Source organism: Rhodococcus sp. WB9 (assembly GCF_007558985.1).
GTDB classification, from domain to species: Bacteria; Actinomycetota; Actinomycetes; order Mycobacteriales; family Mycobacteriaceae; genus Rhodococcus_F; species Rhodococcus_F opacus.
This window is the reverse complement of record NZ_CP041769.1, coordinates 7,509,322-7,521,993: the sequence shown is the minus strand read 5'-3', so window position 1 is coordinate 7,521,993 and position 12,672 is coordinate 7,509,322. Positions and strand designations below refer to the sequence as shown.

Below are 12,672 nucleotides of genomic sequence, written 5' to 3'. Positions count from 1 at the left end.
CGCGTCGGGAATCGCTCATCCGTCACTATTGCGAGGGATGAGCAATTCCCGTCTGCCGTTCCGATTGTGGATCGCGGATCGCGAGGGCCTGGCTCGGACGGTCAGCGCGTCAGAGGGCGATTTCCTCCTCGCCACGGATGGGAGCGGGGGTGGGAGGAGTGGTGGGGCGTCGCCGTCGGCCGGACATCACGAAGACCGCCAGCACGAGTGCGATCACAACGACGATCACCCATGACATGGCATCGCTCGGTGGTGCCGGAGGGTTGATCACCCCGTTGAGGTAGACCCAGGCCATGGTGATGCCGCCGAGTGCGGAGCACACGAGGATGAGGGGATGTTTCGTCTTGGCGCGGAGCATCAGAATGATGGCGCCGACGGTGATGAGGATGTACGGGGCGACCCACGCGTACACGATCAGTGGTGCACCGGCGTAGTACGCCTCGGTCACGGTTCCCGTGACGGCCATGACAGCGGCGATGTCGGCGAACCCGAGTACAGACAGGACGATGATCGCCACATGGGGGCTTCGGAATTTGGTGTTCACCGAGGTGATTCGTTCTGGCAGCAGGTTGTCGATTCCCAGCGTCATGATGAAGCGGGCGCCGTAGTTGACGAACCCGATGAGCGCGGCGAAACACGCCACGGCGAGCACTAGGTCGGTTGCCGTCGCGACCGCGGATCCGAGCCCGGCATTGAGCGCCAACGCTGCCGGCGCCGACATTCCGGCCTCGAGATCGGACGAAGCGGCGATGAGCCCGGGCACTTGCAAGATGGTGCAGAGCAAGTACAGGAGACCCAGCACCACGGGCACGGACATCACCGCGAGTGGAATATTGCGTCGAGCATCCCGGGTTTCGGCAGCCAATGCGGTGCAGCTTTCGAATCCGACGAGGAACGTGGTGCCGGCGGCCACACCCTGCAGAATCCCGCTGACGCTGATGCCGTCGAAGTCGAACTGCTGGGACAGGTCGAGTCCCGTATGTACTGCGCTCGCGATGGTGATGATGAGGACGAGGGGAATCGACAGCGCGGCGAGGCCGACCGCGACCCGCACCGACGTGTCCAGTCCGCGAATAGCGACGATAGCCGCGATCACGATCGCGCCGAGAATGATCGCTGATTGCGGGCCGAAATCGAGGGCGTTCTCGAAGCCCCGCGAGATGAGGAAGCTACCGGTAAAGATGCCGACGATTCCGCCGATTCCACCCACCTGTAGGACGAACCCGACGAAGAGTGCTGCTGCGGTGAGATATCGCGCCCACGGTCCGAAGACCTCGGCAACATAGCTGTACAGCGAGCCGGTGCTGACAAATCGGCGAGCAAAGGTGATCACGGACAGCCCGACGAAGATCACCGCAAGCGCACCCAGTAGGGCGGACGGCCATGCCGCTGTGCCGGCGGTCTCGAACATCAGAAGCGGTACGAGCGCCATGCCGACAGCTGGAATGAACGAGGCAAGGGACAACGAAACCAGTGGTACCCGCCCAAGGCGGCCGGTGTCGAGATCTTCGACCCCCGACTGATGTGGGTGCTCATTGCCATGGGGCGATGCAGTATCGACCATGCGCTTACTCCTAAAAGGTTTCGCGACAGGCGTCGCGTCGATCGAGGGAGGTCCTGCGAGCGGCCTCCGGGTCGGTGCAGCGAATCCTCGACGACCGATGTAAAGACTGTTCAAGTGATTCGGTCGGAAGATCTCCAGATGATTGCAGCATGTCCGGCTGTGGTCAATGCCACAGTCGAAATTACTCGCCGCACGGGCTGGTCGGGTGCGATGAGGGCAGAGGGGTCGAGCCTTCGCGACCTTCGTGAGCTGTGCGATCTGCCTGCTGGGCAGGCGGTGAAGCCGACTTCCGGGGTGAACGGCAACGCGGCGACGAGCGGCGCCGGTGGGCGGAACGGGCAATGTCGGCTGATCATTGACAAAAACGCTGTGAGCAGTTTAACGTCTGATCATAAGACTTGGGCAGATGATCAGTACTCGGATCACGGCGGTCGCCGATGCGGCGCCGGGCCTGCGCGGCATCGCTGTTCCGGTCGCGCCGACGCGGTGCCCGATCGAATCCTGTTTCTCGACTGCGTCGGAGCACCCGCGGTGCACCGAATTCTGAAGGGCGATTATGCGCAGCACAATGAATGACGAACCGCTATCGCTCGCACGCTTGCTGCGCTATGCCACCACCGCGCACAGCGCAGCAGTAGTGTCGACCTGGACCGGCGGCGGCTGTCGGCGCCGAACCTTCGGCGAGCTGGCTCCCCGAATGGCGCAGTTGGCGAACGCGTTACAGGGCCTCGGCGTCAGGCGGTCGGATCGGGTGGCCACTTTCATGTGGAACAACAGCGAGCACCTCGAAGTGTATGCGGCGGTGCCTGCGATGGGTGCGGTGGTGCATCCGCTGAACATCCGGCTCTCGCCCAGTCAAGTGGGCTTCGTGGCAAACCATGCCGAAGATCAGGTCGTGATCGTCGATGCTTCGCTGCTGTCGGCGTTCGGGCAGGCGTTGCCGATGATGACGACGGTGCGGCACGTCGTCGTCGTGGGTGCTCCCGCGGAAAGTTTCCAGGCGCCCGCGCACGTCGCGGTGCATGATTACGAGGAGCTGCTCGCAGACCGATCGGAGACCTACTGCTGGCCGGATGTCGACGAGCAATCGGCTGCCGCCATGTGTTACACCTCCGGGACCACCGGAGATCCGAAGGGTGTTGTCTACTCGCATCGTTCGCTCTACCTGCACGCGCTGCACGTCACCACGTCCATGGGGATGGGATTGAGCGCCCGGGACACCTGCCTGGTCATCGTGCCCATGTTCCACGTCAACGCCTGGAGCTTGCCGTATGCGTCGATGCTCTCCGGCGCGGAGCTACTCATGCCCGATCGCTTCTTGCAACCCGAGCCGCTGCTGGCGATGCTGGCGGCCGAACGCCCGACCGTGGCCGCGGCCGTGCCGGCGATCTTTACCGGCACACTGCAGACCCTCGCGCGTAAGCCGCAGGACCTCACACACCTGCAGCGGGTGTTCGTCGGCGGATCGGCGGCACCGTTGTCGTTGCTGCAAACCTACGAGGACCGGCTCGGTGTCGAGATGATCCAGGGGTGGGGCATGACCGAGACATCGGCGGTCTCTGCCACCGCGGCACTGCCCGCGGGTCACTCCGGTGACGATCCGTGGGCGTATCGCGCGACGCAGGGCCAGTTCGCGCCGCTCGTCGACTACCGGCTGAAGAACGATGCCGGTGACGTTGTCGCCAACGACGATGTTTCACTGGGTGAGCTTCAGGTGCGGGGTCCGTGGGTCACGGCGGCGTACTACGCGCGCGATGACGTCGAGCGGGAGCGGTACGCCGGGAGTTTCGACGGTGATTGGCTGCGGACCGGCGACGTCGGTCGGGTGTCGCCGGACGGGTATCTGACTCTGGTGGATCGCGCCAAAGACGTCATCAAGTCCGGCGGGGAATGGATCTCGTCCGTGGAGCTGGAAAACGACCTGATGGCACATCCGCATGTCGCAGAGGCCGCCGTGGTCGGTATCCCGGATCGGAAGTGGGACGAAAGACCGTGTGCGGTGGTCGTCCTCGAGGAGGGAGCGGAGCCCGATCCGAAGGTACTCCGCGACCATCTGAGCGAAAATCTACCCAAATGGCAATTGCCCGACAGCTGGGTCTACATCGACGAAGTGCCGAAGACCAGTGTGGGCAAGTTCGACAAGAAGCTGCTTCGGCAGCAGTTCGTCGACGGCCACCTCGAGGTCCTCAGTTCCGAATAGGCGAGTGGCCGAAATTTCTATCGAGTCCATTGAAAGAACAATTCCGTCCGCACATCTTTGAAGGAGCCATCGTGGCAGGTTTGACCACCCTGGAAGCAATCGCCCCCCTGGAAGACGTGATCGCCCACATCGAACGTGACGGCGGCGTCATCATCCGCGACTACTTCGACGGCGAGACACTGAAGGGAGCCCGAGCGGAGACCGATGCCGCGCTGGAGACAACGGCCTGGGGCCAGGACGACTTCTCCGGACAACGGACCAAGCGCCTGTATGGCGTTTTCAAGCACGCCACGTATGCCGCTACGGCCGCACGTCACCCGATCTACAACGGCGTAGCGGCGCACTACCTGGAGCGCACCCGGCCGATCCTGCTGGGTGAAGATCAGGTCGAGATGGTGCCGAACTACCAGATCGGGGTCACCTCGATCATCGATATCCACCCCGGCGAGGGCGCGCAGCCGCTGCATCGGGATGACAGTGTGTGGCAATGGCGCCACCACGAGGGCTACAACCAGGCCCGCGTCCAGTTGATGGTCGCCATCACCGATTTCACCGCGGAAAACGGAGGAACAATGGTGGTTCCGGGCAGTCACAGGTGGGACGACACCCGGGCACCGAAGATCAACGAGGCCCTGCCGACGGAGATGGTGGCGGGGTCGGCGTTGATCTGGGTGGGCGGTACCTATCATGGCGGCGGCACCAACAACTCCGACAGCAACCGGATCGGATTCACCATGGGCTTGGATCTCGGATTTCTGCGTCAGGAGGAGAACGCATTCCTTACGTACCCGCCGGAGATTGCCAGGACGTTCGACGAGGATATTCAGAAACTGCTGGGCTACTCGACCTGCCCACCCGGTACCGGATTCGTGGGCCACGAGGGCATGATGGCCGACCCGATCTTCTTGCTGAAGGAACGCGCCGATGCCGAGTAGGCGGATCATCTTTACGTGTTAGAGGTCTACCCAGGCCGCCATGGCGAACACCTGCCGGGTTCGGCGACGCGCGCGTGAGACTAGCTGGGCTCGTATAGATTCAGGAGAAAGAATGCGCATTACATCGGTTGTCCTCGTCGGGCTCGGCAGCGTTGGCGTCGACGTTGGTCGGACGCTGTGCCGACGTGAGGACTGCGCCGTGGTGGGCGCGCTGGACATCCAGCCTGCCCTGCATGGCCGCGATGTCGGCGAGTTGCTCGGCGTGAGTAGCTCCAAGGGCGTCGTGGTCGGCTCCATCGACGCATTGCCGAGGGCGGATGTGGCGTTCGTCGCGACCACGTCGTTCGTCGAGCCGATCGAGCCGCTGGTCACGGACTTGCTTTCGCATGGTTACAACGTCGTGTCGATATGTGAGGAATTGGGGTACCCGGCGCACGCTCATCCCGAGTTCTCGGCGCGGGTCGACGAGGTAGCACGTGCACACGGCCGCAGCGTGGTCGGCACCGGATGTAATCCGGGCATGTTGATGGACACTCTGCCGTTGCTGCTCAGCAGTTTGACTCAGCGCGTCGAGAGCGTGCAGATCGAGCGGGCCACTCAGATGGTGCATTACGGCCACATCCTCGGAAAGTTCGGTATCGGACTGACCGAGGTGGAGTTCGTGCAGGCCCAGGACGAGGGGCGGGTCATCGGTCACGTCGGATTCGCCGAGAGCATCGCGGCATTGGCATCGGGACTGGGGTGGGTGCTGGACACGATCGAGGTCGACAGTCCGGCGCCGGTATTTCTCACCGCCAGTGAGCGAATCGGTGACAATTTCATTGTGGCGCCGGGAACGATTGCAGCGGTCCGTCATGCGGCCCGGGGGATTCGGGACGGTGAACCCGTCATCGAGCTTGCGGTCCATTTCGGCTTCTTCGAAGACGGCGATCCGGTCGTCCCCGGCGACCGGTGGCTGATCGAGGGTGAGGAGCAGACTCTCGAGTTCATCGCGCCGCGTGGGCTGGACAGCCTGCAGTCGACTGTCGCGGTCGCGTCGAACGCGATCACGGCGATCGTCGATACGATGCCGGGCCTGCGCACCATGGCCGATCTTCCGGTTGCGGCGGTTGCATCGAAAGGTGCCCATCGAATCGAGTCCACGACTGTGGCGTAGTACCTGCCCCGAGTTCGAACGACTCGATACCACTGCGGATGCCGTGCAGTTCCCGATCGGAACTGCACGGCATCCTCGCTATTCGGCTGAGAGCTTGACGACCGCGGCGAGGTCCTCGTTCGCGAGGCCGGCGGCGACTGCCCGGTCGAACACACCTGTGGTTGCCCGGATCATGGTGGACGGGCCATGCGGTGCCATCGTGTCGAGGAAGGTTCGACCGGCCTCCTGGTAGACGGTGAGTGTGGCCCGCTCGGTGGTGAAAGTGCCGGTGTCCAATCGGTTCAGGATGTCGTGGATCTCCTCGGAGAACTGATCGAGGGTGTGTGGCAGTAGGGACCGGAGCGCGTCGGTGCTGACACCGGCGTTGCCCATGTACCGGGTCGCCTCGATGAACGCCACCATGCTGGACATGTAGAAGGCGCCGACCAGGCCGGCGTCCATGACGTTGGCTGCGCCGTGGACGGTGCCGACATGCAGTGCCCCTCCGGCCAGCCCCCGAACGATGTCGCTGTGCGTCGTCCAGAGTTGCTCGGGGCCGGCGATCAGGATACGGGCCTCGGCGCTGCCGATCTGCTCGGGGAAGCAGAGGATTGCGCCGTCCAGATACGGCACGCCGTGTTCGGCCGCCCACGCCGCGAGTTCGTTTGCCTCGTCCGGCAATCCGCTCGTCAGGTTCAAGATCGTGCCGGCGATCCGGGCCGGGTCGATCTGCGCGAGCAGGGCGCGGACGTCGTCTGTCGTACTGACGCAGACGATGGTCAGGTCGGCGTTCTCGAACGCCGACCTGACTTCGGTGAGGACGGTGGCGCCTGCATCGACCAGTCGCATGGCGCGCTCCGGGCTGCGATTCCATACTGCGACCGAATACTGCTTCGCGAGCGTAACCCGGGCTATCGCGGACCCCATGTTTCCGCAACCGATCACGGTCACATCGAGTTGATTCGTCACATCCATGCGCACACTCCTCTTGTCGACCGAACAGAACAGACGAAACCACTATGTGAACTGAAGCACCCCGTCGTCGGGATCGGCGCTGAGGATCTCCTTCGTGAACTGGTGTACCTGCGGGTTCAGCCACGGGAGCCGATCACCCTGCGACGGCATGTGATCGAGGTACCGCAAGAAGTATCCCGAGGTCACTCCGGTCATCCACGGATCGCGCGGCATATTCTCGTCGCCGGCACGCAACACCGGGGTAACCGCTTTGGCGCCCAGCTTGTCCATCGTGGTGAGCAGCGAACTCCAGAATTGGTTGACCAGTTCGAGTCGCAGCGTCCACGACGAGTTCAGGTAGCCGTGCGCCTGCACCAGGTTTGGGACGCCGCTGAATGCGACACCCTTGTAGGTGTAGGTAGTGCTGAAGTCGACCGGGTTTCCGTCGACGGTGAACGCAACCTTGCCGAGGGTGCAGAGGTTCAGTCCGGTGGCGGTGACGATGATGTCGGCCTCCACCATGTCGCCGGACTCCATTCGGATGCCGTGCTCGGTGAACTCGGCGATGGATCCGGTTACCACGTCGGCCTGGCCGGCCTTGATCGCTTCGAAGAGGTCGCCGTTGGGGACCAGGCACAGGCGCTGATCCCACGGTTGGTAGGACGGGGTGAAGTGCTTCTCGCGGAACTCGGACCCGACTATCGCGTCGATTGCGTCGAACAGCGGCTTCTTGAACTCGTCGGGATGGTTGCGTGCGAACTGATAGTTGATCTGTTGCTGTTCCAAGTTGCGCAGGCGGACCACGTCGAACGCGGCCTCGTCGCCGATTTCCGCCCGCAACTTGATGGCGGTCTCGTCGACGTCGCTGTCGATCGCGACGTACGACGGCGAACGCTGCACCATGGTGACCTTGGTGGCGGTGCCGGCCATCGCCGGGATCAGCGTGATGGCCGTGGCACCGGAACCGATGACTGCCACTTTCTTGTCGGCGTAGTCGAGATCCTCCGGCCATTCTTGAGGGTGGACGATCGGGCCCTCGAAGTTCTCCTCGCCCGGGAATCGTGGTCGGTAGCCGTTCTCGTTGTCGTAGTAGCCCGAGGCCATGTACAGGAATGAGCACGTGATCGTTTCGCAGCCTGCGGGCGACTCGACCTGCACCGTCCAGGTGCTGGATTCGCTCGACCAATCTGCGCGCAGCACACGATGATCGACGCGAATGAAGGGACGCAGATGATGCTCCTCGACCGCCTCGTCGAGGTATGCGAGGATGGTTTCCCCGGCCGCGATCGTCTTCTCGTCCCGCCACGGCTTGAAGCTGTAGCCGAGGGTGAACATGTCGCTGTCGGACCGGATGCCCGGGTACCGGAACAGGTCCCAGGTGCCACCGAGGTTGTCGCGCTTCTCGAGCATGACGAATGTCCGCTCGGGATGGGTGGTGCGCAGTTCGACCGCGGCGGCGATGCCGGAAAGTCCCGCTCCCACGATTACGACGTCGACGTGCGAGTTTGTTGGCTCCATGAAGTCACTCCCTGCCGAACGGGCCGGCTGCTACTGATACCAGTTGGGTTGTTGTCGGTGCCTCGGTGAACCCGGATGCCACGGGGTGTGTGCCTGCCGTGTGTTGGCCGCATCCGAACCGATGCAACAAATTGCTGACCTGATCAAATGATCAAAGCTCAGTTTGCAGCAATGCGGTAGTTTGCGTCAATAGCGCGTGTCGAAATGTGGTATCGAGAAATCCAAAATTTGTCCGTCTGAACTGGCAGTATCTGAGTGCAAGCGAGCGTGTCCGGACCGGTGAGCGAGTCGTGGCCCGGCGAATCGGCTCTTGACGCGATCGGTGATACCGGCCACACTACTGATCATATGACTTAGGCACAGGTCTAAATCGGTTACCGAAACGAGGTTAAGCAGGTGAGTTCCTTGACTGCAGAAGATGTGCTGGTCGCGGTCGAGCCGGATCCGACGCCGCTGGTGTTGTCGGTGGCTCGGACGCTGAGGGCCAGCGCCGAGGTTCCCGAGTTGCGCGCGCTGATCGACGGCACTACCGGGACGGTTGCGCTGAAGTCGGTGGCCGATCGGCAGGCGGTGACGCTCGACTTCGTCGACGGTTGCGTCCACGTGAGGCACGGAGTCGCCGGCGGTGTCGAGCCTCTCCAACTGCACTTCTACCCGGAGTACACGGTCGTCGGGGGAGGTGCGCTCGGGGAGGCGGTCGGCCGGATGCTCTCGCCGCCGCTGCCGGACTGGAATGTTGCTGCGCAGAAGTTCTGGGAACTCAACGCAGACTCGGCTGGATTCCCCGAGCAGCTGGTCATCGTGTGCACCGACGACGACGAGCGTGTCGTCTTCGGTGACGGCGGGGCCACTTTCGAGATCCACGGACCGGCTGAGTCACTGTCTGCAGTCCTCAGCGGCTGGTTCGATTCATTTCTCATCGCACTGGGTGTCGGTGCCGTCACGATGGTCGGCTCGGCTGCGCAGGTCTCTGTGATGTGCGGTGCACACTGGAAGGTGCGGTTCAATGGCTGAAACAACGAGTGCCCGGGTCCGGCGGTGGCTGGACGAGCGGGCCATCACGTCGATTCGACTCGAGGCGACGAACCTCGACGGGACGTTCGTGGGAAAGTCGATTTCCCCGAAGAAGTTCCTGAGCGGACTCGAGACGGGCTTTCCGTTCGCCGATGTCGTCCTCGGCAACGATCTCGGTAACTTTCCCCAGTTCGGTTTCGCCTTTCCGGAGTGGCGCGGCGATCTGCTGGACATCTTCCTGCGCCCGGACCTGGATACGCTGATCGAGTGGGAGCCTGGCAAGGCATCCGTCATCGGCGACTTCTGGACCAAGACCGGCGACCCGGTGTCGGTCTGTCCGCGGAACCTCTTGCGCAAGGTGGAGCGGCAGGCTGCTGCGGAGGGTTACTCGGTGAAGGCGGCGATCGAGATCGAAGCGACCCTCTTCGAGGAGTCGGTTCACGAAGCGCGCCGCAAGGGATACAAGGATCTGACCCCGCTCGGCGGTCTGGCCGGCTCAGCCTATGTGCATGCCAAGTCGGGTGATTGGTGGCAGTTCCTGGACCGGGTGCAGCACCGTCTGGAAGAGCTGGGGCTGGAGTGGGAGGCGTGTAACGACGAGGCGGCCGTCGGCCAGATCGAGATCAACGTTGCCGTCGCCGAGATCGTCACCACGGCCGACAACTGGGCCCGGACCCGCCAGGTGCTTCGTGAGGTGGCGAACGAGCTGGGCCGGTCGGTGACGTTCATGGCCAAGTGGTCCGGCGCGTGGGGTCAGGCCTCGCATCTGAACATCTCGTTGGCGAACGAGGACGGCAACGCGTTCTTCGCCGAGAACGGACCGTCCGACGTGATGCGTAACTTCATCGGCGGCGTCGTTCAGACCATGCCGGGGGCAACGTCGCTGGCACTGCCGTTCCTGACCTCCTACCGGCGGCAGATCCCGTTGGAAGGGCCGCCCACGACCGTCACCTGGGGGATCGACAACAAGACCACCGCCGTCCGTGCGGTGACCCGCCACCCGAAGTATTCGCGCATCGAATACCGGACGCCGGGAGCAGATTCCAACGCGTACCTGGTGGCGGCGGCGGTGCTGGGGGCCGGCCTCTACGGCGTCGTCAACGGCGTCGAGCCGCCGGCCCCGTTCGTCGGCATGGCCTGGTGTAACCCGGCCGGCACCGAGACGTTGCCGCACACGATCACCCGCGCCGCCGATGCGCTCGCAGCCGACAAGGCACTGGCCGCAGTCCTCGGGCAGGAGTTCGTCGACTACTGGATCGGAACCCGGCGCTGGGAATGGCTGGCGTTCCACACCATGGGTGGCGGCGACCCCGACTGCGGGATCACCGACTGGGAACTCAACCGCTACTTCGAACTCGTATGAGCACCCGCATCAAGGCGGCCGTGCTCAACCACGCGCCAGGCACGTTGGATATCGAAGAGCTGGTCATCGACGACCCCGAACCCGACGAGGTGCTGGTCCGGATCGCGTACGCCGGTCTGTGTCATTCGGACCTGCACGAGATGGACGGAACCTTCGAGTCCGACACGCCGATCGTGCTCGGCCACGAGGCGGTGGGCGAAGTCGTCGAGGTCGGCAGCGCTGTGACGGAGTTCAGTCCAGGGGCGACCGTCGTGACCTGTCTGTCGGTGTACTGCGGGTCGTGCGAATTCTGCCTGGCCGGGCAGCAGACCCTGTGCGTGCGCCGGACGGAGTTGCAGCAGGGCCGCGCCCGGCCCCGTCTGACGAACAGTCAGGGGGCGGCGGTGCGGGCCACCGCCGGGATCGGTGGCTTCGCCGAGATGGCGCTGGTCCACAAGAACAGCGTCGTCGAGATCGCGCCGGGGGTACGTCTGCAAACGGCGAGTGTGCTCGGCTGCGCGGTGACCACCGGGATGGGGTCGGTGCTGCAGAGCGCCTGCGTTCGTCCTGGGCAGACTGTCGCGGTGATCGGGCTCGGCGGAATCGGATTCTCCGCGGTGCAGGCCGCCCGGCTGGCCGGCGCGGCACAGATCATCGGCGTGGACGTCGTGCCGGACAAACTGGAGCAGGCCAAGTTCTTCGGAGCAACCGACGTGGTGAATGCCCGCGAGACCGACCCGGTCGCGGCGGTGCAGGCGCTGACCGACGGCGGCACCGACCACGCGTTCGAAGCAGTCGGCTCGGGTGCGACCGCAGGGCAGGCGTTCGCGATGCTGCGCCCGGGCGGCGTGGCCACGGTGATGGGCATGATCCCGGACTCGCATTCGATTCCCCTTCGTGGATCCGAACTCTTCATGCAGGAAAAGACTTTGCGCGGATCGTTCATGGGATCGAACCACTTCAAGGTGGATATCCCCATGTATCTGCAGTTCGCACGGGCGGGTCTGTTGCAGCTCGACGAGCTCGTCACCGCCGAATACACACTCGACACAATCAACGAAGGGTTCGATGCCCTGGCATCGGGCAAGGAAATCCGCGTTGTCGTAGGAATTGGAGCGACCTCGACATGAGACCTCTCATCGGTATCACCGGCCGATGCTATCGGCTGGAAATGGTGACCGGTACATCTCCACGCTTCACCGACCGGTTGACGAACTCCTTCTTCACCGACTTCGACCGGTGCGTCGCCGAGGCCGGCGGCATTCCCGTCAACCTGCCGTTCGTGTCGAGTTCGGCCGGTGTGGCCGACCGGCTGGACGGGTTGATCGTGACGGGCGGACAGGACGTGCACCCGTCGCGCTGGGGTGGCACGCGGCCGGTCGACCCGGATGCCGATCCTCGCCGCAACATCGACGTCATCGACTTCGAGCGGGACCAGTACGAGGCCGATCTGATCTCCGATGCGCTGTCTCTCGGCATCCCCATTCTCGGTGTGTGCCGCGGGCATCAACTGCTGAACGCCGTCCTCGGTGGGACGTTGATCGAGGACATCGAGGAAACGTCCGTCGTGCATTCCTCGCCGAAGGCTGCGCCCTACGCCGGTGACGACAACCATGTCATCGAGTTTTCTCCGGGAAGTGTCGGACGCCAAATCTACGGAGCCCACCGAACATCGAACTCCTGGCATCATCAGGCGGTCGACCTGACCGGTGTCGGACTCGCGGTCACCGGCCGAGCCAGCGACGGAATTGCGGAGATGATCGAGCTGAGTGGCCGACCGGTGGTCGGCGTCCAGTGGCACCCCGAATGGCAAACCGCGCGTGACCCGATCTTCGATTGGCTCATCGAGCGGTGCACGTGGACCATGGGCGAGCGCCGACAGGGCCGGCAGGATAGCAAGGTCGGGTGACTCTCGGATCCGAGTTTCGGTCGAAATCGGCCTAGTCCACCACTGGATATGGTCGGGCGATACACATGTTGCGTGTCCACGCACCCCAAATATCATGCAAG

10 protein-coding genes are annotated in these 12,672 nt (G+C 63.7%); 7 read left to right on the top strand and 3 right to left on the bottom strand.

What is annotated here, in order from left to right; all coding sequences use genetic code 11:
* Positions 1 to 109 precede the first annotated feature (109 nt).
* Positions 110 to 1,678: an APC family permease gene (locus tag FND50_RS35135; protein WP_260850841.1), complete on the bottom strand. Its 1,569-nt coding sequence runs from the start codon at positions 1,676 to 1,678 to the stop codon at positions 110 to 112.
* Between the two features lie 442 nt (positions 1,679 to 2,120).
* Here FND50_RS35135 and FND50_RS35130 point away from each other — a divergent pair, with 442 nt between their 5' ends.
* The 3 genes from FND50_RS35130 (at position 2,121) to FND50_RS35120 (ending at position 5,855) form a co-directional block, all read left to right on the top strand.
* A complete protein-coding gene (locus FND50_RS35130) occupies positions 2,121 to 3,764 on the top strand; it encodes a fatty acid--CoA ligase (protein WP_144288820.1) in 1,644 nt (547 codons plus the stop codon).
* Between the two features lie 71 nt (positions 3,765 to 3,835).
* Complete coding sequence (locus FND50_RS35125; protein WP_260850840.1) at positions 3,836 to 4,699, top strand: phytanoyl-CoA dioxygenase family protein; 864 nt, start codon at positions 3,836 to 3,838, stop codon at positions 4,697 to 4,699.
* Between the two features lie 112 nt (positions 4,700 to 4,811).
* Positions 4,812 to 5,855 (top strand): dihydrodipicolinate reductase, encoded by a 1,044-nt coding sequence (locus FND50_RS35120; protein ID WP_144288819.1) that lies wholly within the window; start codon positions 4,812 to 4,814, stop codon positions 5,853 to 5,855.
* Between the two features lie 78 nt (positions 5,856 to 5,933).
* Here FND50_RS35120 and FND50_RS35115 read toward each other — a convergent pair whose 3' ends face one another.
* Positions 5,934 to 6,809, bottom strand: a complete 876-nt coding sequence (locus tag FND50_RS35115; RefSeq protein WP_144288818.1) for an NAD(P)-dependent oxidoreductase — start codon at positions 6,807 to 6,809, stop codon at positions 5,934 to 5,936.
* A gap of 42 nt (positions 6,810 to 6,851) precedes the next feature.
* Positions 6,852 to 8,306 carry an NAD(P)/FAD-dependent oxidoreductase gene (locus FND50_RS35110; protein ID WP_144288817.1) on the bottom strand — a complete coding sequence of 485 codons (1,455 nt, stop codon included), beginning with the start codon at positions 8,304 to 8,306 and terminating at the stop codon, positions 6,852 to 6,854.
* A gap of 405 nt (positions 8,307 to 8,711) precedes the next feature.
* Between FND50_RS35110 and FND50_RS35105 the strand changes: the two genes are divergently transcribed.
* The 4 genes from FND50_RS35105 to FND50_RS35090 are packed head-to-tail and all read left to right on the top strand — an operon-like array spanning position 8,712 to position 12,571.
* The gene (locus FND50_RS35105; protein ID WP_144288816.1) at positions 8,712 to 9,320 is read left to right on the top strand and encodes a hypothetical protein; all 609 of its coding nucleotides are present in this window, start codon (positions 8,712 to 8,714) and stop codon (positions 9,318 to 9,320) included.
* On the top strand, positions 9,313 to 10,683 hold the full coding sequence (locus FND50_RS35100) for a glutamine synthetase family protein (RefSeq protein WP_144288815.1): 1,371 nt from the start codon (positions 9,313 to 9,315) through the stop codon (positions 10,681 to 10,683). The genes FND50_RS35105 and FND50_RS35100 overlap by 8 nt, the downstream gene beginning before the upstream one ends.
* Positions 10,680 to 11,792 (top strand): Zn-dependent alcohol dehydrogenase, encoded by a 1,113-nt coding sequence (locus FND50_RS35095; protein ID WP_144288814.1) that lies wholly within the window; start codon positions 10,680 to 10,682, stop codon positions 11,790 to 11,792. The genes FND50_RS35100 and FND50_RS35095 overlap by 4 nt, the downstream gene beginning before the upstream one ends.
* Positions 11,789 to 12,571, top strand: a complete 783-nt coding sequence (locus FND50_RS35090; RefSeq protein ID WP_144288813.1) for a gamma-glutamyl-gamma-aminobutyrate hydrolase family protein — start codon at positions 11,789 to 11,791, stop codon at positions 12,569 to 12,571. The genes FND50_RS35095 and FND50_RS35090 overlap by 4 nt, the downstream gene beginning before the upstream one ends.
* Positions 12,572 to 12,672 lie beyond the last annotated feature (101 nt).